This window comes from Streptomyces sp. NPDC055287, from assembly GCF_053646035.1.
Map to the genome: position 1 here is coordinate 13,165 of NZ_JBSHNE010000045.1, position 26,015 is coordinate 39,179.

The 26,015-nt window shown below is 67.9% G+C and carries 17 protein-coding genes and 5 pseudogenes; 8 read left to right on the plus strand and 14 right to left on the minus strand.

Annotated elements, in window-relative coordinates:
• Positions 1-14: 14 nt before the first annotated feature.
• Complete coding sequence (locus tag ACWIHY_RS34990; RefSeq protein WP_454380429.1) at positions 15-782, minus strand: hypothetical protein; 768 nt, start codon at positions 780-782, stop codon at positions 15-17.
• A 753-nt stretch (positions 783-1,535) separates the two neighbouring features.
• On the opposite strand from ACWIHY_RS34990, the gene ACWIHY_RS34995 reads away from it, so the two are divergent.
• Both ACWIHY_RS34995 and ACWIHY_RS35000 read left to right on the plus strand, forming a co-directional pair.
• Positions 1,536-2,720 (plus strand): ferritin-like domain-containing protein, encoded by a 1,185-nt coding sequence (locus ACWIHY_RS34995; RefSeq protein ID WP_454380430.1) that lies wholly within the window; start codon positions 1,536-1,538, stop codon positions 2,718-2,720.
• A gap of 292 nt (positions 2,721-3,012) precedes the next feature.
• The gene (locus ACWIHY_RS35000; protein ID WP_454380431.1) at positions 3,013-3,483 is read left to right on the plus strand and encodes a hypothetical protein; all 471 of its coding nucleotides are present in this window, start codon (positions 3,013-3,015) and stop codon (positions 3,481-3,483) included.
• A 118-nt stretch (positions 3,484-3,601) separates the two neighbouring features.
• Here ACWIHY_RS35000 and ACWIHY_RS35005 read toward each other — a convergent pair whose 3' ends face one another.
• The 7 genes and pseudogenes from ACWIHY_RS35005 to ACWIHY_RS35035 all read right to left on the minus strand — a co-directional run bounded on the left by ACWIHY_RS35005 (position 3,602) and on the right by ACWIHY_RS35035 (position 11,693).
• The gene (locus ACWIHY_RS35005; protein ID WP_454380432.1) at positions 3,602-5,239 is read right to left on the minus strand and encodes an alpha/beta hydrolase; all 1,638 of its coding nucleotides are present in this window, start codon (positions 5,237-5,239) and stop codon (positions 3,602-3,604) included.
• An 830-nt stretch (positions 5,240-6,069) separates the two neighbouring features.
• Entirely contained in the window at positions 6,070-8,724 is a 2,655-nt protein-coding gene (locus ACWIHY_RS35010) for a tyrosinase family protein (RefSeq protein WP_454380433.1), read from the minus strand.
• On the minus strand, positions 8,721-9,083 hold the full coding sequence (locus ACWIHY_RS35015) for a hypothetical protein (protein WP_454380434.1): 363 nt from the start codon (positions 9,081-9,083) through the stop codon (positions 8,721-8,723). The genes ACWIHY_RS35010 and ACWIHY_RS35015 overlap by 4 nt, the downstream gene beginning before the upstream one ends.
• 173 nt (positions 9,084-9,256) lie before the next feature.
• Positions 9,257-10,014, minus strand: a pseudogene (locus tag ACWIHY_RS35020) (integrase core domain-containing protein); the annotation flags it as partial.
• A gap of 193 nt (positions 10,015-10,207) precedes the next feature.
• Positions 10,208-10,480: a hypothetical protein gene (locus tag ACWIHY_RS35025; RefSeq protein ID WP_454380435.1), complete on the minus strand. Its 273-nt coding sequence runs from the start codon at positions 10,478-10,480 to the stop codon at positions 10,208-10,210.
• A 136-nt stretch (positions 10,481-10,616) separates the two neighbouring features.
• Positions 10,617-10,941, minus strand: a pseudogene (locus tag ACWIHY_RS35030) (helix-turn-helix domain-containing protein); the annotation flags it as partial.
• A 548-nt stretch (positions 10,942-11,489) separates the two neighbouring features.
• Entirely contained in the window at positions 11,490-11,693 is a 204-nt protein-coding gene (locus ACWIHY_RS35035) for a hypothetical protein (protein ID WP_454380436.1), read from the minus strand.
• Between the two features lie 431 nt (positions 11,694-12,124).
• Between ACWIHY_RS35035 and ACWIHY_RS35040 the strand changes: the two genes are divergently transcribed.
• From ACWIHY_RS35040 to ACWIHY_RS35055, 4 genes and pseudogenes are all read left to right on the plus strand, one after another.
• Entirely contained in the window at positions 12,125-12,742 is a 618-nt protein-coding gene (locus tag ACWIHY_RS35040; RefSeq protein WP_454380437.1) for a hypothetical protein, read from the plus strand.
• Positions 12,743-13,006: 264 nt separating this feature from the next.
• On the plus strand, positions 13,007-13,498 hold the full coding sequence (locus tag ACWIHY_RS35045) for an N-acetyltransferase family protein (protein ID WP_454380438.1): 492 nt from the start codon (positions 13,007-13,009) through the stop codon (positions 13,496-13,498).
• Positions 13,499-14,429: 931 nt separating this feature from the next.
• Positions 14,430-15,311, plus strand: a complete 882-nt coding sequence (locus tag ACWIHY_RS35050; protein WP_454380439.1) for a nuclease — start codon at positions 14,430-14,432, stop codon at positions 15,309-15,311.
• A gap of 121 nt (positions 15,312-15,432) precedes the next feature.
• Positions 15,433-15,525, plus strand: a pseudogene (locus ACWIHY_RS35055) (helix-turn-helix domain-containing protein); the annotation flags it as partial.
• Positions 15,526-16,547: 1,022 nt separating this feature from the next.
• Here ACWIHY_RS35055 and acpP read toward each other — a convergent pair.
• The 3 genes and pseudogenes from acpP to ACWIHY_RS35070 form a co-directional block, all read right to left on the minus strand.
• The gene (gene acpP / locus ACWIHY_RS35060; protein WP_454380440.1) at positions 16,548-20,060 is read right to left on the minus strand and encodes an acyl carrier protein; all 3,513 of its coding nucleotides are present in this window, start codon (positions 20,058-20,060) and stop codon (positions 16,548-16,550) included.
• A 51-nt stretch (positions 20,061-20,111) separates the two neighbouring features.
• Positions 20,112-20,441 carry a trypco2 family protein gene (locus ACWIHY_RS35065; RefSeq protein WP_454380442.1) on the minus strand — a complete coding sequence of 110 codons (330 nt, stop codon included), beginning with the start codon at positions 20,439-20,441 and terminating at the stop codon, positions 20,112-20,114.
• A gap of 719 nt (positions 20,442-21,160) precedes the next feature.
• Positions 21,161-21,367, minus strand: a pseudogene (locus tag ACWIHY_RS35070) (IS701 family transposase); the annotation flags it as partial.
• A 240-nt stretch (positions 21,368-21,607) separates the two neighbouring features.
• On the opposite strand from ACWIHY_RS35070, the gene ACWIHY_RS35075 reads away from it, so the two are divergent.
• A complete protein-coding gene (locus ACWIHY_RS35075; protein WP_454380443.1) occupies positions 21,608-22,642 on the plus strand; it encodes a phage baseplate protein in 1,035 nt (344 codons plus the stop codon).
• Between the two features lie 206 nt (positions 22,643-22,848).
• On the opposite strand, the gene ACWIHY_RS35080 is transcribed toward ACWIHY_RS35075, so the two are convergent.
• The 3 genes from ACWIHY_RS35080 to ACWIHY_RS35090 are packed head-to-tail and all read right to left on the minus strand — an operon-like array spanning position 22,849 to position 25,368.
• On the minus strand, positions 22,849-24,012 hold the full coding sequence (locus tag ACWIHY_RS35080) for an oxygenase MpaB family protein (protein WP_454380444.1): 1,164 nt from the start codon (positions 24,010-24,012) through the stop codon (positions 22,849-22,851).
• Positions 24,013-24,038: 26 nt separating this feature from the next.
• Positions 24,039-25,091, minus strand: coding sequence for a polyprenyl synthetase family protein (locus tag ACWIHY_RS35085; protein WP_454380446.1), 1,053 nt, complete (start codon positions 25,089-25,091; stop codon positions 24,039-24,041).
• Complete coding sequence (locus ACWIHY_RS35090; RefSeq protein WP_454380447.1) at positions 25,084-25,368, minus strand: polyprenyl synthetase; 285 nt, start codon at positions 25,366-25,368, stop codon at positions 25,084-25,086. Before ACWIHY_RS35090 ends, ACWIHY_RS35085 begins: the two co-directional genes overlap by 8 nt.
• A gap of 180 nt (positions 25,369-25,548) precedes the next feature.
• On the opposite strand from ACWIHY_RS35090, the pseudogene ACWIHY_RS35095 reads away from it, so the two are divergent.
• A pseudogene (locus ACWIHY_RS35095) lies at positions 25,549-25,908 on the plus strand (Ku protein); the annotation flags it as partial.
• Between the last annotated feature and the right edge of the window lie 107 nt (positions 25,909-26,015).

The following is a 26,015-nucleotide window of genomic DNA, read 5'->3' on the forward strand; positions in this document are numbered from 1 at the left end:
GGGGCGCCGCTGCGTCAATGAGCGGGTGTCAGATCGCCGGTTTCGAAATACAGCTCTGTTCCGGCCTCGATCTCGACCGTGACACGTCGACCGTCGACCGCGGCGACGGCAGCCGCTCGTTCCCGTTCCCTGAGCTTCCCGCCGGGCTCGTCCGGACGACCGGTGACGGTGACCTCGACGCCATGGCGCAGCAGGTCGTCGGACACATCCAGGCCCTGGACGTCGGCCGTCAGCAGCAGGTGATCGAACTCCTGTCGGCTCGTGGGCTGGAAGGGGCCGGTGATCCGATGCGCCAGGAACCGTTCCGGCCCCTTGCCGAACAGGATGTACGTCAGCTCCTCCGGCTGATGGTCGTCCGGGGTGAACTCGTGGTGGGTGACCACGTCGACCACGTCCACCACGACATCGGAGGCGATCTCGACAGGCGTCTCGGGATGGGCGTCCGGCTGTTCGAAGTGATTGCGGAACAGGCTCCCAGTGAACGACGTGCGGGCGGGCGGTTCGCCGGCCTCGCCGGGATAGAGGTCGGGGAGCGCGAACACCTCGGGTGCGAAGGTGTAGAGCCGGGCTTCCGGGTGCGCCTTGCGGTCGTTGCGATACGCGCGGTTGGAGGGCCCGAAGGACCCTTGCACGATCATCTGGTGGTTGTGGGGTTCATGAGCCATCGGCAGGTGGGAAAGGAAGACGGTGCCGTCACCCACCACCGCCATGCCATGGAAGGAAGGGGCGTCGGGTTCCGGGTGTTCGCCTGTGTGGTGCATGTGGCCACCGTGCTCGTCCATGGCTTTCCACCTGTTCGCTCGGACCCGCCCAAGGGCTGCTGTCGGGTGTTGTGCGTGGGTGAACAGCGCGGTCAAGGATCCCTCGCGCGGGAACGAACCCGCCCCGGGTGCGTGAGGAGCGTCCTGGCGCGCCTGTGCCCCTGTCTCAAGGATGTGACCGGCCGGGGCGTGACGCATCTCGGGAGGCCGGCCCGGCGCAGGGCCTCGTTTCCGCCTGTCCCAACGGCGTTGGGGCGCACCAAGGCTCGTGGACGAGGGGAGCTTGAGCCGGTCCGGTACCAGGGAGGCGACGCGCTGTGGCTCGGCACGGCCGCGGCGTCACCGAGCTCGGCTTACGTGACCGGGCGCAGAATAGCCGGCGGCCGACCGGCGCATTAATTCCTCCCGCTCTCCGCCCACGATGCTGCCGGAATCTCTTTCGTCGCACCCTGAACAACAGCGTCTCCGCATCGCCGGTAGTGGACCATAGAGGAAACACACCACGGCCGTTGGGTCGCGAGCGCTCCGGCAGCGAGTCGCCCACCGCGGGGCGAGCTCATACGGTATGCCTCTCGCACCAGGGGCCGCACGTCTCTGGTGCGGACACGGGCGATCCGCTCTTCGAGGTCGCGCATGGTCCCTCTCCGTTCCCGTCGTGCAGCATTCTGACGCTCCGAGGGCCGGCGCGGACGCCGCGGCGGTGCCCGGCGTACTGCCGGTGCCCGACAGAGGCCCGGACATGCGCGATTCGGCCTTCATCAGGTGCCTGATTGCGTGTCAGCCGTACGGGTGGACTTGGGGAGCGCGCTCCTGCGCGCCAATCATGTCGGGGTACTTCGCTTCAAGATGGACCAGAATCTCGCAACGGGAAAGGGATACATCGTGGCCACAGCCCTCAGCTATGAAAGCAACATGATCGTCGAGCTTATGGCGGTACCTGCCGAGGAACATGATGAGCTGTGGCTGAAAAACGCGCTTCAGCAGGCCATCATGTTGGAACTCGCGACACTTCCGCCCTATTTGTGCGGTCTCTGGTCAATCGATGATTCCAGCCGTGACTCCGACGTTTTCACAACGATCCATGAAATCGTCTTCGACGAGATGTCCCACATGGGCTTGGTGTGCAACATGCTCACCACCATCGGCGGCGTTCCTCGGATCGTCGACGAGAGACTGGTGCCGAAGTACCCCGGCCCACTGCCCGGCGGCGTGCGACCCGAGTTGTCTGTTTCCCTCACTGGACTGACCAAGCAATCGCTCGACATGTACTCCCAGATCGAGAGGCCTGACGACCCCGTCGTCGAGGACAGGGAAGTCCACACGTCCATCGGGGCCTTCTACACGGCAATCCTGGAAGCCTTCCGGAACCATCAGAACCTGATCTCGGGCACCCGGCAGGTCACCAGACGAATGTCGTCCCACGGCGAGGGGAACGATGTCGTCGCGCTGAGATCGTTCGATGATGTCGAGGCCGCCATCAAGATCATCAAGGAGCAGGGCGAGGGCACTGCCGCGTCGCCGGAGAACCCGTTTCCCGGGCATCCCGGGGAACTGGCTCACTTCTATTCGTTCCGGGAGATCTTTCACGGCCGCAAGTTGATCGTTGTGTCGGAAGACCCGAAGAAGTTCGACTTTCAGGGCGCCGAGATTCCCATGCCAAGGACGTTCCCCATGGGAACGGTACCGAGAGGCGGCTGGGCGGAGGGCGGGGTACCAGTCTCCAGCGAGGTGAGGAAACTCCTTGACACCTTCAACGACCACTACAGCTCACTGCTCCGGTTCCTCGAGCAAGCGTGGCAGGCGGAGCAGGCCAGTACGGCAGGACAGCTGTTGAGCAATGCGGTCGGAGAGATGCGCGAACTGCAGGAGTCGGCGCAGCAGCTGATGCAGATCCCGCTGCCGGACGGCAGCGGGAAGACCTACGGTCCGGAGTTCCGGTACGTCGAGGCCCGGACGTGAGCGAGGATTGCGCAGAGTAGCGGTCCGGGGTCGCGTTCTGGCTCTTCTCTGAGCCGACAGCCGCCGACCGGCTCTGCAGCGGTCCTGCGTGTGTGCCGACTCAGCTCCTTGGCCCGTGCTGCGCTTGGTCACGTGGTGCCCGGTGGACGCCACGCCAGCAGTGGCGAACCTCCCCTCTGGGGGACCGAAGGGGACGGCACACAACAAGCTCAGCCGGGCTGCGATTATCGCCGACCATGGCGAGTGATTCTCCTGCTGGACAACTTCGAGGACAATCCGCCTCGGCCGAAGGGTGCTGGCAAGTTCGGATCCGGCTGGCGATGAACTCGGCGAGTTCCTCGCCAGCCGGATCCGCACCCCAGGACGGCACCGGCTGCTCGTCACAAGCCGCTACCCCACTCCCCTGCCGCGGCGCGCCGACCGTCGGCTGACAGTGCATCAGCTCGGACCGTTGTCCTGGCCCGAAGCCCGCAAGCTGATGTGGGCCTTCCGGCGCTGGACGCGCTCTCCCCGTGCAATCAGGGAGCCGGCCTATGCCGGTGTCGGCGGACATCCCCGCACGTTCGGATACCTCGACGCGCTCCTGCGCAGCGGCCGCGCCCGTTTCGCGGATGTGTCCGAACGCGGGGGGCCACTGGCCGAGCCCGGGATGCATCCGCCTGACGCCGAGCCGGTGCACCTCGATGACGCGATCGACACCCCCACCGACGTCGGCCTGCTCAGCCGCATCGAAAGAATGAGCAGGTCAGCGAACACGTCGTAGATCATTTACGGGGCCATGCTCACGAAAGGTCCCGGGCCTGACACGATGGGGCGGACCCCGCCAGGAGGTTCCGCCCCATCTTCAGTGGGCCATGCGGCAATGGGCCCTACGACAAGGCTCAGAAACGGTCCGGGGCACGCTCCGGGAGCGGAGACCCGGGGAGCACGTCCCGCTTCTGGTTCTTCCGCGCCTCCGCGTTCGAGTCGGCCGTCGCCTCGCAGGTCACGTCCTTCGCCGGGAGCCTGCCGGTGAGCAGATAGTCGGTGACCGTGCCGTCCGTGCACGCGTTGCCGCTCGGGTAGACGCCATGGCCTTCGCCGCCGAGGACGGTGACCATTTTCGAGCCCTTGAGGGCTCCGTGCAGGGCCTGGCCGCTGGGCAGCGGGGTCTGCGAGTCCCACTCGTTCTGGACGACCAGGGAGCCGACCTTGTTGTTCACCTTGGTTGCCGGTTCCACGGACTTGTCCCAGAACGCACAGGGCTTGATGCTGGACGTGAAGTCACCGTAGAGCGGGTAACGACCCTTGTCCTCGATGGCGTCCTGCCGGTAGCTCTCAGGATCGCGGGACCACGCGGCCGAGTTGTCACCGCACACGACGGCCCCGAAGCTCGCCGTCATGTTGTCGGACGGCACCTGGGCGGCGGCGCCTGCCGTCCGGGCTCTCTCGGATCCGGCGAACGCCGCGAGCTTCTTCTCGGAGGCGGGCTCGCCGGCCGCGGCCTTCTTCAGCTCCACCATCCCGTCGGTGGCGTACTCCGGGCTGAAGACCGCCTCACGCATACCGCTGCGGATGTCATCACCGGTGGTCGGCTGCCCCTCTACCTCGATGGGCTTCTCGTCGGCTTGCGCGACCAGATTCCAGAAGGTTTGGTCGACCTCCTTCGGGGTGGCACCCAGGCCGTACTTCTCCGAACGCGCGGCGGCCCACTCGGTCCACCGGTCGAACGCGGGCTCGGCGCCCTCCGCCCACCACTGGATCATCCCTCGCCAGGCGCGCGCCGGATCGACCGCGCTGTCCAGCACGAACCGGTCGGCCCGGCCCGGGAAGAGCTGAGTGTAGACGGCGCCCAGGTAGGTGCCGTACGAGTAACCCACGTACGAGATCTTCTTCTCACCGAGGATCGCCCGGAGCACATCCATGTCGCGCGCGGTGTTGCGCGTGGTGATGTGCGGGAGCGTGTTGCCCGCTTTCTCCTTGCACTTGTTCGCGACGGTGCGTGCCCAGGCGACGTCCTTGTCGAACGTCTCCTCCTTGTACGGCCGCAGCCAGTTCTCCTCCTCCGGCTTTAGATCGCAGGAAACCGGGCTGCTCTGTCCCACACCGCGCGGGTCGAAGCCGATGAGGTCGTACTTCTGCTGTGTGGACTCGGGGAGCCTCTCCTGCATCCCCAGCGGCATGTAGAGCCCCCGCCCGCCCGGGCCGCCGGGGTTGGAGAACAGGACACCGTGCCGCTTGTCGGGCGCGATGCTCTTGATCCGGGATATGGCCAAGTCGATCCGCTTGCCCGCGGGAACCCGGTAGTCCAGCGGTACCTTGATCGTGGCGCACTGGAACTCCGCCGGGGAGTCGGCTTCGCATCGCTTCCAGTGCGGCTTCTGCTTCGCATATCGGTCCAGCGCGCCGTTGGCGGTGGACGAGGAGGTGGTCGACGGGGTGACGAGCGGAGCGGCGGTGGCCGCCGAGGTGGCGAGCGCGGGAGCCAGCGTTGCCGTGACACTTACGGCCAACAGGGGCGCGAGACGTCGTCTGCGCACGATATCGATCCTTCCGGTCAGATGTTGTGACGGGAAAGATCTTTCAGGAACCTGCCACGCATGCGGATCCCCCGCCGGGATACGTCTCCCCTCAACCTTGGGGATGACCCAATTGGCTTGCGTGATACCCGAGTTGTAGGGATTGGACCGCCCCTCAGCGACGGGGTGAACAGGAGACGCTCACTCTCGGTTAGCGCCGCCCGGTCAACGAGGACGCGAGACCGAGAAGTTCCGCCGTGGCAGCCGACTCCCCGCAGATGCGGATGACAGGGATGCGGCACGTGATCGATCGGCACAACCGACCGACCGGAGGCGATACGTGAACTACCGTCACGTGTGAGCACCCCCACTCGTAGCACTGCTCACTCCTGCCCGCCTTGTCCGCTCACTCCGCCGAGGCGAAGGCCGGGGAGGGAGAAGAGGACAAGCAAGCCGTCCGCGTCGACGGCGCCGTCGGGTGCGCCCGGAAAGCCTGCCGGCGGTACCCCCGCTCACCGGCGCGATCAGCCGGCCGAAGGTCGCGCCCGAGAACACCGGGAAGCGCGACAGGAAGGCGTTCAGGCACTGGAACCGAGGAGTTGTCCGAAAGCGCCCCAGCCGTCGGGCAGCCAGTGCGGTCCGCTGGCGAGTTCCGGATGCAGGAGCCATCGACGGCAACCCGAGAGAGGTCCAGGGCGCGTCCACCTTGCGGGGCTTGACGAGGAGAGCCTCCTGGAGCCGGGGGGCCACACGACGGCCTCCGTCCACTTGGCCAGGCGGCGCCAACACGTCATATTCGAACCGCGGCCGGTTCCCGGCCGCGGTTCGACGATCGAAGGAGTTCCGGCGGTTCAGCGCGTCGCCGGCTCGCCGTCCTCGTCCGAGGCGACGAAATGGACCGACGGCCCGTCCCCGCCCGCCAGTACGGCGGCGGTGAAGCGCTGTTCCCTGGTGAACGGCATCCGTCCGTGCGTATGGCCCGTGGCTGTGACCCGGATCCGCCACACCCCCGCCATGCCCGCCTCGAATCCGCCCCGGAAGGCCCCCGGCAGCTCCTCGTCGAGCGGCACGCGCAGCAGGACGCCGTCGGGACGCGTCACCTCGGCCGTCACCTCACCCCGGCCCTCGACCCGTTGGCCGAACTCGGTGAGGGAGGCGTCGAGCCGCAGGGTCGCGCCCGGTTCCAGACTCGGTTGGGTGAGCCGGGCGTTGAACCGCAGGTTGCTCCAGGCGTGGACGAGGAGGCCGTACCGCGGGCCGTGCGCCTCCAGCCCGTCCAGGTCCGCCAGCCGTGCCGGGTCTCCCTCCGCCTCGGTTCTCAGCCGGCCGGTCTCCTCGCGCACTGCGGCCTCGTCGGCCGTGAGGCGCACGTGCCAGGTGCCGGCGTGCGCCCCCGGGCCGGCGGCCAGCGGAAGTGGGAAGCGGCAGTACGCCATGGCGGGGCCGGGCCGGACGGGCGTGCCCAGCGCGGCGAGATCCGACTCCGTCAGCAGCTGCCCCGCCGGAGTCTCCAGCGTCAGGCGCACCGCCTCCGCGTCCCTCAGCAGGATCACCGTGGCCTCGATGTCCGCTTCCGTGAGCCGGAACGGGATCCGGACCTCAGCCGCGGGGGCGGCCACGACGCCCGACACGGAGCTCACCACGTCGTCGTCCGCGGCCAACGCGAGGGCCTGCAGGACGTACGAGGAGAGGCGGAAGCGGTCGTCCGCGTCGGCTCCGAGGGCGTCGGTGATCAGCAGGCTTCCTTCGGTCACCTGGGTCAGCCTGCTCAGCACCGGGGCGCTGACCGGCTGGGCGCGACCGAGGCCGACGGCGAAGGTCCGCAGGCCGATGGTCCCGGCGACCTGGTCCAGGAACCGAGGCTGGTTCTCCAGACCGTCAGTGACGACGACCAGCGCGAAGTCCGCGAAGTCGCGGATCACCGGCACGACGGTCTGCTGGGCGGCGACCAGGCCGTCTCCGATGGAGGTGTCGCCGCCCGGCTCCAGCGCGGCGACCGCCGCCAGGACGTCGCCGCGCTGGCTCACGTCCGGGTTGAAGGCCGCCAGCTTCACCTCGGGGTGCGCGTCCTGGTCGAACGCCACCAGTCCGGCACCGCTCCCGTCGCGGAGGAGCTCGATGCCCTGGGCGACCGCCTCGCGCAGCAGCCGCATCCGGCTGTCGCTCGCGCCCACGGGCCGGGCCATGCTGAGCGACTTGTCCAGCGCGAACACCACTCCGGTGGTCTGCCGCTCGACGGTGTTGGCAGTGAGGAGCACGTCGAAGACTTGCCCGGTCTCCACGCAGCGGATCTGCACAGGGCCGCCGGCTGCGGGCCCCGCCGCAGCCTCGCCGGTGAAGGCGAACCAGAACCGCACCACGTCGAAGGGCGCGCTGTCGGCTACCGGGGCGTGGGTCACCATTCCGCCGAAGGCGGTGAGCCCGTACGGCGCGGCCGGTCCGCTGCCGGGCACGATCTCCAGGTGGACGGGGGCGGCGGCACGGACCCGGAATTCCGCAGCGCGCCAACGGGTCGTTCCCGAGGGGATGATGCGGAAGTTCACGGTGGGCGTCGCCAACTCCACCAGCGGCGGGTCGGTGTCGTAGATGAAGCCGAGGGTCCGGCGGTAGTCGAGGGAGCGGGCGGGCGTCGCGTCGGTCGTGAGGAGGTGGGCCATGGTGTCGTGGAGGTTGTGCCCGGCGGGACCGTCGCCCGCCGGGAGGTACGGCGCATCCGGGTGCGCGTGCTGCCAGCGGGCCCACAGACGGTCGACGTTGCCATGGTGCAGGAAGAAGACGGGGTCGTTGGGGGAAGTGCCGGGTCCCATGTCGCCGCCGACCCAGATGTGGACGCGGTTGTGCAGCTGGGAGCCGCCTTCCGTGTCGGTCCGCCGCCAGCCCTCCAGCCGGTTGCGGAAGCTGCGCCGGCTCTGCCCGTACCAGGGCTCCTCGTCGTACGTGTCCCAGTTGAGGACCATGTCCTCCACCTGGGTGGCCGTGGGGAACACGGGCACGTTCTGGTCGGGTCGGCCAATCGTGGTGCCGAGCGCCCGGAAGATGCCCGGCCGGGGCACGAGACCGCCGGTCTCCAGATCCTCGATCAGAGCGGCCCAATGACGGAACGGCCCCGTGGTCACCTCGCCGTTCGGGCCGTCACCGTCGCCGCCCGCATACACCGGACCGGCGGCCGGGTCGGTGTTCCACAGCGGCGCCGCCAGGGGCGCGGCCGCGTCGGCCGACCAGTCCCAGTAGGGCAGGGTGACGTGCTTCTTCTTGGTCTGGAGCAGTAGCTCCAATTCCCGGCAGAGGTAACGGTGCCACGGCAGGAACGCCGGCCCCCGGTGCGCGGCGTTGCGGCGATTGGTGTCCGCCTCCTCGTCCGGCATCGGGGTCGCGTCCATCATGGCGTGGTGGTGGCGCGCGATGAAGCCGTCGTAGCTGCCGTCGGCCTTGATCGCGTTGAGCGCATCCTGGAAGTCGGCGAGCTCCTGCGCGGTCAGGCGGTAGATGTTCTTGCGGATGTTCACCGGACGCCGCCTCCGCCGTCATGAGGGCGATCGTGGTCGTGGCCGCCGTGACCTCCACCGCCGTGGCCGCCACCGGTGTGACCGCCACCGCCGTGACCTCCACCGGTGTGACCGCCGCGCAGCACCCACGCCTTCCCCTGCGTCTGCAGGAGCGACTCCACGAGGTCGTCGACGGTGGGGAATCCGGTGAACATGTTGGCGAGCTGACTGTGGTACTCGCCGTCCATGTACGTGACGTGGACGGGCATGCCGTCCAGCCGGAGATCGACGCCGTCCTCCCTCTCGGCGATCCGGACGTCCACCCCCCGGCTCACGTAGTGGCGGCTCTCCGGCCGTCCTGCGTCATAGGTTGATGACATAAAATGACCATGCGTGACAAATGGTGACGCTCCGGTCCAGGCGCACCCACCGGTGATTGGGATTCACCCGAGCGCGCGCCAGGGCGCCCTCCCCCGCCCCCGGCCGTCCCATGACGAGGCGTCGGCCGCCAGTTGCGATGCGCAGCACGCCAAGCACAAGGCGTATCCCGAGACTGTCGAGCTGCGTTGTTCACACGGCTGATGGGTGGCTGGCCTGCGAGTGCGGAGTGGCAGCGGTGGTGGTTGTAGGTGCGGAGGAAGTCTGCCAGGGCTTCGGTCCGCTCGGTGTTGCTGGAGCAGGGCCGCTGGTAGGCCCATTCGTCGAGCAGGGTGCGGTTGAAGCGTTCGACCTTGCCGTTCGTTTGCGGGCGGTAGGGCCGCATGCGTTTGTGCGTGATGCCGACCTTGGTGAGTGTGACGCGCCAGCGGAAGGACTTGCAGCAGGAGCCGATGTCGGTCGGCACGCGTTCGACAGCGATGCCGTGGTGGGCGAAGAAGGGAGTTTCTTGATGTCGACATGGACCAGTTCGCCCAGCCTCGACCGCTCGTAGCGTCGTACGGGTTCTACGGTCGGCCGATCCAGCCAGGCCAGCCGGTACAAGCCGTGGCGTGTCAGGAACTCGATGCACGGTCGATGCGGGCAGACCGAGGATCGGACTGATGCGGGCCGGTCCCAGCTTGCGGGTCTGCCCGCAGTTCGCAGACACGCGCTTCCACCGCTGTGCCGTGCGGTGCGGCGTCGTGTGCGGTCGGCCGGAGCGGTCGTGCAGACCGGTCTCGCCCTCGGCCCGCCACCTTCGCACCCACTTGTGCGCGGTGGCGCGGGAGATGCCCATCTCGGCGGCCACATGCGCGACCGGACGACCTGAAGCGACACGTTCGACCAGCAGTCGCCCCCCAGGACGGTCAGCCGAGCATTACGGTGGGACACGAAGACCTCCGGTGTGGCGCAGTCCTAGACAGCTCCACCACACCGGAGGTCTTCGCCATGATCAAGACCTGCGAGTGTCAACAACGCTCGTGATCAATACAGCTAGGGAGTGTCCGGCGGACCATGACCGTATCCGCGCCGGGTCTCCGTCCGGTGCTGGTGATCGGCCCCCGACGATCCGCCGGACACGGCCTTAGAAGGCGCTGTTGCTGCAGCCCATGGTCGAACCGATGTGGTTGGTCTGGGCGCCCGGGTTGCCCTCGCCGTTGAGCGCGTTGCCCAGCAGGCCGTTGGCGACGCCGACCTGGCCGAGGACGTCGAGGTTCAGGTCGTGCGACGTGCACTTGGTGCTCTGCTTGATCTTGAAGTGGTCGCCATCGCCGCCGGCGTGGGCAGTGCCGGCACCCATGAGTCCGACGCTGGCGATGGCGGCGACCAGGACGGCAGCCTTGCGAAGCTTGTACATGTCATCTCCGGTGGAGTGAGGCGGGTGCGATCTGCGATAGATCGACTTCGTACAGTTACGGGAGATTAGGACGAAATATCTCAAAACACCCTGCGACGCGCGGAGCACGTGCTCCTGTTGCCGAAACATCCTGAAGCCGCATCGCAAACGCGCGGGACTGCGCGGCGTGAGGACGGTAGGCCCAGCGAGAGGTGTCCCCCTGCAGCGGCGCGCCGTTGCGGCGTATCTCCCGGCTGATCGTGGACAGCAGCCTGTGCACCGGCGGGGCAACCTGTGTGCTTCCTGTGGCCTGGCGGAGGTTCCGCCACCGCTGCCGGTACGCCGGTTGATACCGACGATCCGGCAAGCCTCCACACTGCTGCGCCCTCGTCCATGAGCCAGAAGCATTCCGCCCGCTCACGGACCAGGGTTTCCAGAAACGGAAGTGATCGACCGGCGGCGTTTTCCGTCTGCGACGCCACATCCCCCGGTACGAGCCACCAGGACCGTCACCCGAGCCGCCGGGCCATCGGCGAACAGATGCGGGCGGCACGACTGCACGCGAACACGCGCCGCAGACCGTCGCCGAGCGGACCGGCCTGAACCGCGCTCCCTACGTACGGATCGAGCAGGGGCAGGCGGCCGCACTGATCGATAGCCTGATCTCATCGTCTCCGCCGTCGGCGTTCCGCTCAGCGACCTCGTCAGGCGGTGAAGAGCCCCGGCCAGCCACAGCAGGGGCGACGACAGGCCGGGGCGGTGGGTCAGCCCTTCGGAGGGGGAACGATGAACCCCCTCACCGCTTTGGGCTCTGGGTCGCGCGAGTCCGGCTGCTTCGCGCGCGTCCACGAAACGCGACCATTGCCGCGTACCGGGGGTCAATCCACTCGGCCATGAGCCACCTCCTACCGCTGAGGCTACGGGCGGCTGGGGGGTGGGCATGGGCCGGATGGTGCACTCCGGCGCGTGCTGGCAGTTCGTCGCGACGGCGACGAGCATCATCCGTCGGCGGGCGCCACAGCTCCTCGTCCTAACCCTTGGTCGGGTCGACCTCGATGCGGCACCAGCTGGTCTCGACCTCATACGACGCCCACGAAGCCGATCTGGAACTCCAGCCTGCCCCGATGAACCGCTCGGCCATCAACGAAGCGCCCGGGGCTCCGCGCAGGCCACCACACACGTTGTGGTTGACCGCTAGCCAGGCGGCATTGAGCGGCTGTCCCTCATCGGACATGTCCACTCCTGGATCATGAAGAGACCACGCCCCTCGATCGCACAAGCGAGCGATGTCAAAACTCATCGGCGCTGATCGCCGCACCATCCCTGAGTGCCGCCCCAACACGTCGACAATGCCTCCCCGAAACGAGGACAGCGTTTGTTGACGAGTCCGACGGCGGTGGTGGTCAGCGCAATGCGGGCTGTTGACGAGAAATGACGGCACCCGATGGAGACGGGCCTGGCGGGTACCCCCTGTGGGGCCGACCACGCGGGCACAGGCACGTCTACAAGGGCACCAGGCAGCGGCACGGACCCCGTTGTTGACCAGCCATCAGGTCCGTGGGGGAAGAGGGCCTCGGGCTGTCCGTTCACAGTCGCCGGCAGGCATCCGAGGCGGGTCTCCAGCACCGGCATCTTGCTGTACGGGTGATCGGTACTCTCACGGGTATGGGGCTGGACATCAATGTGCTAATCGCCGACTGGTCGTGGCTGGGAAAGGTTCCGCCCAGGGAGAGGCTGTCGCGGTTGAGGGATGCCTGGTACGCCGACGAGACCGGGCTGTGGGATCACGACGCACCGGTGATCGAAGGCGACTGGGAATGGCCACGAGGGCCTCACAGCACCTCGTTCGCCGTCTACGAGTTCCGGGGCACCCTCGGTTCGTTCAAGGCGCACTTCTGGGCCGGGGAGCGGTGGGAGTCCGTACGTGACCATGCCGACCCGTTGGTGCGGGCCGGGTTGGACACCTTGCTGCTCGGGCTGATCTGGGGAGGACTGGACGGTGAGGCGGAGCACATGGATCCGGGTTTCTTCTGCGACGACCCAGCAGTCACGCACGGCGTGCTGCTCGCACGGTCGCCGGACAGCGTGCGGGGACTGGCCGCGACGTCGGAGCGGGTACGGCCCCGGCTTGGCGGGCTGCGCGGGGCCTACAACGAGCACGCCGCCGTTCCCCAGGGGTGGGTCAGCGACTTCGACGAGTTCACCGGCCTGCTGGACGACTGGGGCCACGTCCTATCCGAAGCCGCCCGACGGGGCTGGGGAGTCGTGGGGCTAAGCGAGTAGGGCGCAACCGGTCACCGCACGCGACGTGGATCGCTCCGGATCGCTGCGTACAGCTTGACCTTCGACATCTGCGGCATGACCGTCACCTTTCGCCTGGAGCATCCCTTTGCCTCCCTGGCAAGAACCCAGCGCCTGCAATCTCAGGTTCTGGCTCAACTTCTGTGAAGCGTCACTATGTGTAGTCGCTATAGCTGCCCGACCGTAATGCCCAGGCGCCCGTGACGAGGGGTCCCATACGGTGCCGAGATGTTGACTGTACGAGCGATGACGGAAGCCGACGTTGCGGTTGTATCAGCGATACGAGTGACCGGCTGGAAGGCCGCGTATGCCGGGATCGTGCCCCAGTCCTACCTCGATCGCATGACGGTCGAAGCAGATACGCGGCAGCGCCGACAGCACTTCAGGAAGAAGGGCACGACCAACCTGGTAGCGGTCGACACCCATGGAGGAGTCGTGGGTTGGGCTTGCTACGGGCCCTATCGCGGCACCGGAACGAGTACGACTGCAGGTGAGCTTTACGCTCTGTACGCTCAGTCCTCACTCATTGGGTCCGGAATCGGTCACGCGCTGCTCGAAGCCGTGCACACACACGCTCTTACCCTTGGCTTCGACCTGGTGCTGCTGTGGGTCCTCACCGACAACACCACGGCACGTCGCTTCTACGAGCGAGATGGCTATGTCGCTGATGGCGCTGTCCAAGCTGACGACTACGACGGAGTGTCCCTATCCGAAGTTCGCTACCGTCGCACCCTGTAGAAGGTGAAGTCGGCTGTGTGGGCCCGGCCAGAAGGTCAGGCAAGTAGGACCCGTTTGCGGAGGAGTTGGAAGCCGGCCCAACCGAACATTTGGCGCTTGAGCATCTTGATCCGGTTGACGTGTTCTTCCACTACACCTGAGTTCCAGGGCAGGTCAGGCCGGCGATCACGGGCGTCGCAGCACGGTCGATGCCTGCGGCGAGGGTGTGGAGGCTTGGCAGGGCGTCCTGGCGGACGGCGCCTGTGGCCGATCACGCTCCGTGTACGTTTCACGCCAGGAGGACGCGTTTCCGCAGGAGGTCGAGATCCGCCCGGCCGGCACGGTCGCGGCGGATCATCTCAATCCCAGGACGTTCAGTGGGCATCCACCCCAACCTGGCGAGTCACATCCGACAACCCGCCCACGGCGAAGCTGACCGGAGCGAAGCTCGAAGGGGTACGCGGCTTGCCTCCGCCCTTCCGCTTTTGAGGTCGCGCCCCCGGGCGGCCACCGCGCCCCGACGCTCCGGGTTCAAGAACACGACGCTCTCTGCAGGCGATCGCGTCGATCACCTCAACGTGATCCGGCCAGCGACCACCCTGCTTCGGCGTACGGTCCGGGAGCAACGGCTCGATCCACGCCCACTGCCCACCTGTCAACGGACACCCTGACCAACGACCGACTGATCCAGACGAAACCGCCGAGTGCTGCGGTCACACGACAGGGCGCTTCTGCGCGCTGGCCGCGCGGGTCCCCGTACTGGCGAGGGACCCCGGCGGCTTGGTCGGGGCGGCCTGGCGGGATCTGACGGCCTTTACGGCCAGCGGCCCCCGACGACGTGGCCCTGATGCTGACACTCCCCGGGCCCGACGGGCGCGAAATGACCTCGACGACCGCCCGAATGTGTACTGTGCGTAGCCAGTGAACACCTACGGTGATACTGGGAGCCGCCATGTCCATGCTGCTGATCAGGGGAAAGTTCAAGGTGGAGGGGGGCGCCAAACCGGATGGCGACACCCTCCCGTTCATCCCGGACAACGTGGCCGACTGGAAGCTCGTGCCCGGGGACGCTCACATCGTGCCCAAGGCCGACGGCCGCGCGAGCATCCGGCTCGAAGGAATCGACGCTTTGGAGACCCACTACGGCGAGAAGCAGCACGTGGAGCACCAGCCGCGGGGCCTCGCCCACGAGGCCGCGGACGAGCTGCTGAAGTTTCTTGGCTTCGACACCGTCCTCCGGGACGACGACGAGACCGTCGCCACTACGCCGGACAGCGTGCCCGGCTGGATCCTCACCCGGGGCGCCGACACCTTCGGCCGCTGCGTGGCCTTCGTCGGCAAGGGAACCCCGCCCGTGTACAGCGGCTACTGGACCAGCGTCGACGACGGCCTGCTGAAGCGGACCGCCAACCACCGCCTGCTCCTGCTCGGCCTGGCCTACCCGACCTTCTACTCGGGCCTGCCCGTGTACCTGCGCGAGCTCCTCACCGACGCCTCGGAGAAGGCGAGGGCGTCCGCGAAGGGCGTGTGGAAGGTCGACAAGACCCTCGACGGGGCAAAGGTCACCGGAATGACCTCGCTCACGGACGACACGACCGGCGCGGTGATCCTTCCGAAGCTGTTCCGCCGCCTGAAGGACTACCTGGACTTTAAGGGCACCGACTCGTCCCTGGCCTGCTTCCGCGCCTTCCTGGCCGGGGTTACGGACGACGAGTACCGCCTCCTCCCGGAGTCCGAGACGCTCCACAGAGGTCTGCACCACATCGTCGAGGTCACTGCCGACACCGTGAAGATGACCCGCCCGGCCAGGGAGATCGTCTTCAACGAGAAGTGAGCGGGAATCCATCGGGCACGCGGCCCCGGCGGGTCGGCTCCCACCCGACTCGATAACGTCGACTCACGCCGCCTGGATGAACGCGCGCACCAGCTTGCAAGGTTGCCCTGCGGGCCTTCACGACACTGTTCGGGATGTGATCCACAGGTGCAATGAGATCGGCCTGGCCTGCCTGAACCCTCAGCAGGCGGGAGGCCGACCCCGCCTGCTCAGCCTGGGGGCTTTGCTCGAAGCGGGGAGCTCTGTCGAGACGGCAGCGGCCCCAGCGGTACGGGTGCCCGGAGGGGCCCTGAGCCGGGCACAGTGTCAGGTCCCCCGGGAGCGCGCACCCGTGGGGGGGACGGATTCAGCACGCGCCGCCAGAACAACGCCATGGGGCGTGGTCGGTTACGGCGAGGAATGGAGAAGCAGCGCGGGAGCGCGGGAATCCAACGGTCGGCCTCGGGGCTGAGGTCGGTTCGGGCCCTGGCCATTGAGTTGCGGCAGCAGAGCCAGGAGCCACACTCACGATAGGACGGGCGAGCGCGCAGTACCAGCAGGCGGGCGTTCCCGTGCCGGGTCTGATCTCCTGGCCGATCACAGGCCGATCCCGACGAGCGGGCTGTTCCTCACGCGGTCGACGTCGTCCATTTACCGAGCGAGGACGCGCACGCCTCGGCATCGACGTCAGTCGAAGTCGTCCCTAGATCCTGACCCACCACAGCGGATGAATCACCGTTTTCGGCGTGCTTCAGACCGGTGGGGAGCTGCCGGGCCAGACCCAGCGCCCTGCCTATCGCACCCGGACCGTGCCCTGAACATCAGGTATGCGCAGTCGGCTGCGGAGTCCCTCAGGCCGGACGAGTGGCGCGGATCAAGTTGCGGTCGGCCGCCGCAGGATGCCCACGACTGCCGAACCGACCGCGGTCATGCAGGAAGAGCAGTAGCGTTCCTCGGCTGCCTCGCCCCACGTGCGGGGGCAGCCGACGCTGGGCGCGTCAGCTTGGAGTACCCGTACAGGGCTGCGTGCAGCGCCGCGGCCGAACCCCGCGCTGCCGCCTCGTCCGGCAGGCCGTACAGCACGATGTGGGCGTTACTGTAACCGCCAGCCGATCTGTGCCTGCCCCGTCCCCGAGGCCTCCGGGCAGGACCAGATCATCGCCGCCATTCCTGTGATCAAGTACAGAGAGGCCAGGCAGTGCCATCACGTGACCACCACCGACGCGGCCGGCGGTGGAGGCTCGCCCCAGCGCCTCGTCACAGTAGTTGGGTCACCACGGCGTGGACCAGCCCTCGGACCGTGACCACATCTTTGACGTGCTCTTCCGGGATCTCGATCTCGAACTCGTCCTCCATGGACATGAAGAGCTCGACCATGTCCAGCTCGTCGGCTCCCAGGTCGTTGACAAGCGAGGCGTCTGGAGTGATTCGGTCCTCGTCGATCCCGAGTTGCTCAGCGATGATGGCGGTCACCCGCATCACGACCGTGCGGACCGAGCCGTCGTCGGGCGGGACCGAAAGCGTGTCGAGTCGGGTGCGCAGTTCCCTCGACATCGCGAGGGATGCCTCGTGGGCTCCAGGGGCCGCCGCAGCGAGGTTCCGACGGATTGTGATGGCTTCCTCGACCGCGGCCAGCGCCTCTTGGCGGCGGCCCAGGGCGACCAGAGCTATAGCGAGGCTGTGCAGGTTTCTGGCGAGATCCGGCAGGTGGACATCGGGGAGTCGGGCCGCGAGGTCGCGGTAGAGGGCCACGGCCTGGACGACCGCGGCCAGGGCTTTGTCCGTCCGGTTCAGTACGGCCCGCCGTATGAACAGCCGGTCCAGCGCGGTCGCGAGGTCCGCCAGGTACGCGTCGGGGTGGGCCTCTGCAAGTCCCCTGTACATCGCGACGGCCTGTTCGGCCGCGTCCAGCGCGTCCTGGTGCCGGCCTACGGCGCGCAGTCGGGCGGAGAGGTTGCTCACCACCCGGGCCAGGTCCGGGAGGTAGGCGCCGGGCTGGCTCTCGGCAAGCGAGCGGTAGGTGGCGACGGCCTCCTCGGAGGCCGCCAGCGCCTCCTGGTGCCGCCCGAGAGCGCCCAGCTCGACCGACACGTTTCCGAGGACCATGGCGAGGTCCGGAAGGTACGCGTCGGGGCGGCTCTCAGCGAGGTCATGGCAGGTGGTCAGGACGCTTTCGAGGGCAGTCAGGGCCTCCTGCCGCCGCCCCAACGCTGCCAATCGGACCGCGTAGTTGCTCGTGATCTTGGCGAGTTCGGGGCGGTAGGTGTCGGGATCGATGTCGGCCAACAGACGATGGGCGCTCAGCGCCTGGTTGGCCGTCTCCAACGCTTCCTCATGTCGTCCCAGCTCAGCCAGCCGGCTGGACAGGTTATTTAGCGCCATCGCGTAGTCGGGGAAGTGCTCCGCGAACGACGCTCCGGCGAGCCGTTGCCGAATCCTCACAGCGCTCTCGATGATGGTCAGCGCATCCTCCCGCCGCCCCAGATCGCTCATCCGGTTCGACAGGTTGTTCAAAGCCTTGGCGAAATCGTGCAGATAGGATGCCGGATCGGCCCGAGCGAGGAGCTGGAAGGCATCGGTAGCCTCTTCCACCGCGGCGAGCGCCTCCTCCTGCCGCCCCAGATCGCTTAGCCGGTTGGAAAGCTCGTTCAATGCTCTTGCGAGCCGCGGGAGCCGGTCCGGCGCGTTCTGCGGGAGGTCGCGGCAGCGGTCCGCGAGCCGCCTGGCGGCCTCGGCGGCCCAGTTGGCGAGGCGTTGGCTGGACGGCGGGAGCAGCCCGACAAGGCGCTGAAGGTCGTCCGTGCCGAGGTCGCCGGTGATCCGCTCAAGGGCCGCGAGCAGGGGGCCGGGATTCTCGGTCTGGGTGGCGACCTCGATGAGCTGCGGCGCCAGGCGGCCGCCGTGCCGGACGCACAGCTCGGTCAGCGGCTCGTCCAGGCGGCCCTGGACGTCTGGGTGGGCCGCTGCGCGGCTGTAGACGGTCAGCAGTTGCGCGGCCTGCAAGTGGTCCGCAGCCGGCGCCAGAGACTCCGCCAAGTATGGATCGGTCTCGAGGCGCAACCCGATGAATCGCTCGGCCAGCCGGTCAGGGTAGAGGCTGCCCCACAGGCGGCCCGGGACAGAGGGCGGGAAGAGCGCCGCCAACCAGAAGCTGACGGCATCCCGCCGGTCGCGCGGCTGATCCGCCAGCGTCGGAACGCGCCGCAGGGTCCCGTCGGCCTGTTCACGGTCGGCGGCACCAACGAGCAGGGCGGCGGTGACCGAGTCATGCAGGGCCACCTCGGTAAGTCCCGGCGTCACGCCTCCGGCCTCGGCCATCCGAGCCCAGTAACGGCTCTCGTGGCCGAGCAGCCGTTTCTCCACGCTCTGGCGCGGCGCCGCCGCGGTGACGACGGCCGGCACTTCGGCCTGGTCGAGCAGGTCGGCGAGCGCGGTCATCTGCAGGGTCAGCGCATTACCCAAGCCCTCCCGGGTGACCTGGGGAGTGGGGAGTGTCTCAGCCAGGACCGGCCAGTCGCGATGCTCGTAGCCCTCGACCTGCGGAAGTGCAGCGGCAAACGCCCGCACCGCGCCCCTGTAGGCATCGAAGCGGTCCGGCGGATCGGGATCGAGCGGAGGAAGGGCGACTACCGGGGTGCCCTCCAGGTAGTCCTCCATGATGCTGCTGAGGGTCTGCGCCCGGCTCCACCAGTCACCGGCCGTCCGGGCGAGCAACAGGATCTTGAACGGGGTGCCACCGCCGTGCTCGGCGGCGGCCTCCACCAGCCCGGCGAGCTGCCCGGTGCGTGCCTCGGCATAGTCGACGACGACCAGCATGGGCTTGGCAGCGTGCCGCAGGGCCCGCACTTCGGAGGCGGTGGCCTCGGCGTGCGGCCACAGCACGGCCCAGCCGTTGGCCGCGAGAGTGCTGGCAAGATGGCGGGCGAGCCGGGTCTTGCCCTGGCCGCCGGGCCCGTGCAGGAGCCAGGTGCCGAACCCGCCCAGGCCGCACCAGGCCTCCAACCGGTCCATCAGCTCCACGCGGCCTCGGAAGGGCACCGTCTGCCGGTCCGCCGTGAGCAGGGCCGCGGGCGACCGCAGACCGCGGGCGGGTGCGGCCTCCACGGCGGCCAGATCCTGGAACTCCACCGCCTCAAGCGGCTGCCAGCCTGCCCCGTGGGCGGCCAGGACGGCACGGAACGACGCGTCGTGGTGCAGTACGTAGGCAGGAACGACCTTCAGCGCGGCATGCCCAGAGTGCGCCGACTCCGCGAGGACCACACCGGTCAGCAGTCGGTCGCAGAACATCGCGGCGCCCGACAAGCCACCCCACGGGGAGGAGATGCCAGACGGCCAGCTCTGCGGGTGCGCCGTCAGGTCCATGACGTACTGGTTGTTGACGAAACCGCTGCCTGGGTTCACGTGGCCGCATTGCTGACTGGCCTCAACCGCGGTTTTGGGCCGCTGGACCAAGTCGGGCACGCCCCACGTCTCACATTCCTGGGCTGGTCGGGAGGTCACCAGACGGCCCCAGCGAACCCCCGCCCCGGGCGGCAGCCGCCAGCCGTCGTCGGTGACCAGGACCAGTGCGGCATCGTCGAGACCGCCCGGCGTCCCCCGCCACACCGTCTCGCCGACGAACTCCCGGTCGCCGCCCGGGTGGAAAACCCGTACCCGCCCGCCCTCGGGGGCCGCGACATGCGCCGAGGTGAGCACCAGCCGCGGCCCCACGGAGTACCCCGACCCCGGCCCGCCTGGCCCGGTGACCGCCACAAGTCTCGCCTCGTCCACCGTCTACCCCCTGCTCCGGTGCTGGCCGACTGCCCGTCACCGATGCATCCGTCAGTGCGCGATACGCCGGCTTGTGTCACCAGGTCCGGCGGAACGGTTCGGCGAGCCACTGATGAGCAGGTCCTCGCCATTTGCGCTCCTCGGCGTCAGGGTGAACGCGACCCTGTGCGTCCGGCCCCGTGAGACCCCCGCTTCGGTCTCCGCCGAGACCGCCCACAGCCTGAAGCCCCCTTTCGCCTTTCCGTCGGCGCGCATCTCGACCTGGAACTCCATCTCGACCGGCCCCACCGCGAATGCGATCTCCTGGTCCGCGCCATGCGCTGCGGCTGCCAGCAGCTCATCGCGCACTGCCGCCACCGCGTCCACCAGCGGAATGTCCACCGACCCCACCCCTTGTGTTCCTGATGCCACATCAGTTTGCCGCCTGTCAGCGTAGACGGCTGGACTTCCGCCGCACAGCCCGATCCACGAACCGCCGCACCGGTGACCGCCGCCCCGGTATCATGTACAGCGCCCCTTACCGGCAGCACCTGTTGTTGAGCTGGCGCCTGCAGCCGCTGGTAGGCGCTGGTCATCGTCCGCCACGCGTACCTGCGCCGCACGCTGAGGGGAATCGCAGGTTTGCCCTACGAAAGCCCTGTCCGAAGGCACGGGTGACTCGGTGGGGGTCAGGGTGTTGTCGGAGTCTGGGCCGGTTCGTCGTCGACGGGCGGCAGTCCCTCGTGTATGCGGTTCAGCGGTGCAGGCCAGCTTCGCTCAGCCAGCCACCCCGCCCCCCGGGCTGGTACTCAGCCTGGTGCTCGACAGCCATGAGGTGCGGCAACTCGGCGAGCCGCCGCTGCGCCGTTCCCGAGATCGCGCGGGCTAGGTTCCACAGCTGCTGCCGACCGCCGCGTCGTCCCGGGTCCCGGGGGGGCAGGCCCTCCCAGTGGTCGAGCGCCGAGAGCAATTCGCCGAGATGTTCACCGTCCGGGGGTCCCCGGCCGTAGCAGCTGCCCCTCCAAGGTCGACAGCGGCTCAGGCCACCTCGCCAGTTGGGCCGCCACGTCGGCCCAGTTGCAGCCCGTCGGTGGCAGCGTGCACGCGGAGATACTGGCCGCGTCGTCGCGTACCGCGTCGGCGTCCCACTTGGCCCGGGCCAGCAGGTGCTGCAGCCCGTCCGGATTCGTGTGTCCGGCCAGCTCGGCGAGCTTCCAGCAGTTCTTGCGCGGCAGACCCCACAGCCGGCCCAGGATGAAGTCCCGGGCCCGGCGACGCGGTTCGACCCGTGCGAACCAGCCGCGATCCGGTCCAACAGAGCCTCGAATCCGGCCTGTCAGCGGGCGGGGTTCCACGCTGCGACCTGCGGCCACCGCTCGATCATTTGATGTCTTCACAAACCACGATGATCATCGGTGGCCGCGGCCGTATCTGTGCCGTCCCCTGCAGCAAGATCACGATCTACGACAGGACTCGGCGAACTGGGCGTGATCCAGAACAAGTTCGTCGTTGTCGGGCCGACTGCTAGATTCACCGCTCGAACCTGTTGTCGATGGAGAGGTGGCGACGTGACTGACGCCTTAGAGAGACCAGCCCGCCCGGCACACAGCCGCAGAAGCCTGCTTACCGGCGGCATCAAGCTAGCCGCGGGGGCGGCGGTGCTCGGCGGCGGCTCGCTACTTGCAGCAAGTCCGGCGCATGCGGCAGTACCCGCTTCGCCGAAGTTCCATCTGCCGGGGGCAGGCGGCAATCCGGTCTGGCGCCAGACGCTCCATCAGCCCCACTGGGCGATGCAGTCGTTCGCCTACGACAGTGTCAACGGCCACATTTACTTCGCCCAGCACAAGGTGGGCAGCGGCACCGGTGATCTGTGGCTGAGCAAGACGAACCTGTCCGGCAACGTGCTGAGCACGATGGCCATCCACGGCTTCGGCCACGGCTCGTCGATGGGCGTGGAGGCGGTCGGTGCGGGCAACTCGCCTTACATATGGATCGAAAGCCACTCGGTCAACGACGCCGGTACCCGGATCGCCCGCTTCCGCTGGATCGATGGCGGGACACTGGAGACGACGGCCTCCTCCATCTACAACCGAACCCCTTCGGTCTCCAGCTTCGCCCACAGCCCGCGGCCGGCGATCGACACGCACTACGACCGCGTGCTCTTCCGCTATCACTCAGGGAGCGCCACGCGCCCCTGGCGCATCGTCGTCTTCACCCTCGCCGACGCCGTGGCCGGGCGGTTGAGCGACGGCTATCGCCTGACCGAGCGGGCGATCCCGACCAACCAGGAGCTGGGCCTGACCGACGCTGACTACTTCCAGGGCATCACCGCCTGCGGCCGCTACGCATATCTCCTCTTCGGCGGCCCGAACCGCTCCTCCTACCTCGTCACTCTCGACTTGAACGACACCGGGTCGAGCTATGTCGAGAAGTTCCTCACGAACGCTGGCGAGTCCCTCCCCGGCCGTGAGGGCCAGGGAATCGCCATCTGGCGGGTCAACGGAGCGCCCAGGCTCGCCTTTGGCTACTCCTCGAAGATCACAGCGACCGAACCGGATTCCTTCGAGTCAAGCGTCTTTTACAAGAGTGAGTTCTCCGCCTGACCGACGGGTGGGACGGACGCCCGGCATCCGTCGGGATGCCGGGCGACATAACGAGATGCAGCACCTCACCCAGCCGGTGCACGACACTCACCGCGGCGGCCGATGCTCGGTCATCGGCCACGACACAGCGTCCTCCTCGCGCCCGTCTGGCCGTCAGCGGTCCTCACCTATTCGAATGGGGTGCCTGTCACCTCAGAGGCCGCTGCCTACCCACTGATGGTTGCCGGGGGCGGGGTCCAGCGGCTTGTGGGCGGCACGGTGCTGCTGACGCCGAAGTCCTTCTTGAGCTGTTCGGGGATGGCGTAGTGCATGACTCGGCCGCGGGTGAGAGAGGACAGTTCGAAGACGGTGGTGAAGTGGCCGAGGCGGTCCAGGGCCCAGGCTCCAAATGGGGAGCTGTCCTCGATGGTCTCGAAGATGTTCAGCAGGGCGGGGGCGGCTTTGACTGCCGTGTCCCACGGGGTGCGGGGTACTTGGAGCCAGTCGGCGCAGGTGTCGCCGATGAGGTAGCGAATGAGGGCGCCGACGACGGGGTCGAAGAAGGTGCCGGGCACGACTTCTTCGTAGAGGTCAATGAGCTGGCGGGTGAGCTGGGCGCCTTCTTCGCTCGGTCCCATGTGGCGGGTCATGTACAGGTCGGAGAACTCCCGGGCGGATTGGAGGTCCTTGGGTACATGGTTTTGGTCGACGCCGAGCATCGCGCCGACGACCCGCCAGGCGTAGTAGTAGGCGTCGGCGCCTTCGGTGCTCATGTGGATGCCGAGGCGGTGCAGGGCGTCCAGGACCTGGATGGAGAACATCATCTGCCCGCCGATCATGTCCTCCTGGCAGATCGGTGTACCGAGCCCGGCGATGTCCCAGCGGCCCTCGCGCTCGAGGTGGTGGCGGATGGAGGCGTGCAGCAGGCGGACTTTCTGAGCGGCCGGGATGAACCGGCTGCCGGCTTCGAAGGCGTCGGGCTGCATGAGGTAGACGGTGAACTGCCCGGTCTCGGCCATGCGTTTGGACGGGTACTTCAGCGAGTGGGTGGCCGACAGGAGTTTCGCGACGTGGGGCAGGACGTAGCAGGCGGGCATGGAGGCGAAGGACAGTGCGGTGGAGATGTGCACGTTGTTGTCGATGAAGAACAGCCGGGCTTTCTCCATCTCGCTCCAGTCCACCCAGGCCGGCGGCGTGCTGGTGACATGCAGGTACTCACGGGCCACGTCTGGCAGGCCCTCGGGCAGTTCCTGGCCGGCGGTGGAGACGTACCGCATGAGCGTGTTGAATTTGCCCACCTCTCCGCGCTCGAACAGCGTCGCCACGGTAGCGTCCGCCAGTTCGTCGCCGGCCAGCCGCAGCGCGTCCATGGATGCTTGGGTGTAAGTCATCGGTGTTGCTCCCAGGGATGCGGCGGTCAGTGGTGGCGGGCGGTGGCGAATGTCGCCAGGCCGGACAGGGCGTGGTGCGCTTCGGCGGTCAGGTCGGCGTCGGCCAGAATCTCGTGGGCCTCGCGCAGCCGTGCGGTGATCATGTCTTCGACGCGGGCGACGGCTCCGGTGCTTCGAGCGATCTCCCGTACCCGATCCACCTGCTGCTCACTCGGCTTCCCCTGTCCCAGCAGGTGGTGGAGCTGCTGGCGCTCACCTGGGGCGGCGGACTGCAGAGTGTGAGCCATCAGGGCGGTGGGCCGGTTGCCCACCAGGTCGTCGGCCGGGTTCTTTCCGGTTCGTACGGGGTCGCCGAACAGGCCCAGCAGGTCATCGCGCAGCTGGAATGCCTCGCCCAGCGGCAGGCCGTAGGCGCTGTACGCCTCAAGCAGCCGCGGCGGGGCACCGGCCAAGAGGCCGCCGATGTGCAAAGGGTGTTCGACGGTGTACTTGGCCGTCTTGTAGCGGATGACTCTCATCGAAGCCTCCGCATCCGGCTCGGCGCCGGTACGCAGGATCTCCAGGCACTCCCCCGCTACCAATTCACGGGCCAGCACTCCCCACAGGGGCCGGGCTCTGTTCAGGTACGCGCCGGGCAGGCCGCAGGTGGTGAACAGCTGGCCGGCCAGTGACATCAGGAGATTGCCTGTCAGCATGGCCAGAGCCCGGGCGCCGGCTTTCGGCCGCGCACGACTGGTGAGCGCTTGGCGCAGCGCGATGTGGGCGGTGGGCCGGCCGTGCCGGGTACGGCTGCGGTCGATCAGGTCGTCGTGGACGACGGCGGCCGCGTGCACCAGCTCCACCGCGCCGGCGGCGCGTACCAGCGCCTCGCTGTCAGGCTGGCCGGCCCCGCGCCAGCCCCAGTAGCAAAACGCCGCCCGGAACCGTTTCCCGTGCTCCGTCACCGCATGCAGCTGCTCTGCGACCGGTGCCAGAGAGGCATCGATGTCGGCCAGCGCCTGTGCTTCCGCGGTGACGAACTCGTCGAGGACTTGGTCGATGCGCTTCTTCAGTAAGGCGTGCTCGTCCAGTTCAGGCACTGCTGTTGCCCCTGGGGCCGCTGGCAGTGACAGTGCGGGCGAGGATTTCCAGGTGAGCCGGCGGCGCAGCCGCGTATCGGTCCAGGACCAGGCGGCCTCGTGCCTTGGTCTCCTCCTGGCCATCAGCCAGCAGATGCCCGAGGTCGGCTCGGCGCAACAGGCCGCTCACACCGCCCAGAGCGCTGCTGAGTCCCGACACGGCCAGATCGGCAAGCCCAGCCACCAGAGCCACAGCATCTCCGGTCAGCCCGGGCCCGCGGCCGTCGTGATGTGTCACAGCGTGTCCCCCTGCATGCAATGCCCGCCCCGGCTCCGGCCAGTCGGCACAAAGCGCAGGGTTCAGGCCGTGTTCGGCACAATGCGTTTCGAGTGTGACCGCCAAACACCCCCCATGTAGCCCATATCCACTATCGAGTGATCTTTCTATAAAGATGCCAACTCCTGGCAGACGGCTGACTATCTGGCAGCTGATGGCGCCGTCGCGGCGAAGCCGTACGTCCTTCTGCGCCAGGCCCTGGAGCGCTCCAGCAAGGTCGCCGTCGCCAAGTACGCGTGGCACAACCGGGAGCGCCTCGGGCTGCTGCGGATCAAGGAGGACGCGATCGTCCTGCACAGCCTGAAGTGGCCGGACGAGATCCGTTCCCCTGAGTCCTTGCTTCCCAAGCCTGTGCCCGTGGACGACGAGGAGATCGAGGCGGCCGTCGACCTCATGGAGGCCATGGCCGTTGAGGATTTCAGTGGTTTTCGTGATCATTACCGTGAGGCCCTGGAAGATCTGATCCGCGCCAAGGCCGAGGGTGCGAAGCCCGAAGGGGCACGGCCGGAGCTGGGTTGATCCCGGGGAGTGGACACCGTGTTTCATGCGACGAGTGACAGCGTAGGTGTCGTGATCAGTTGTTGTTCAAACTCGGCTGGTGTGCGGTA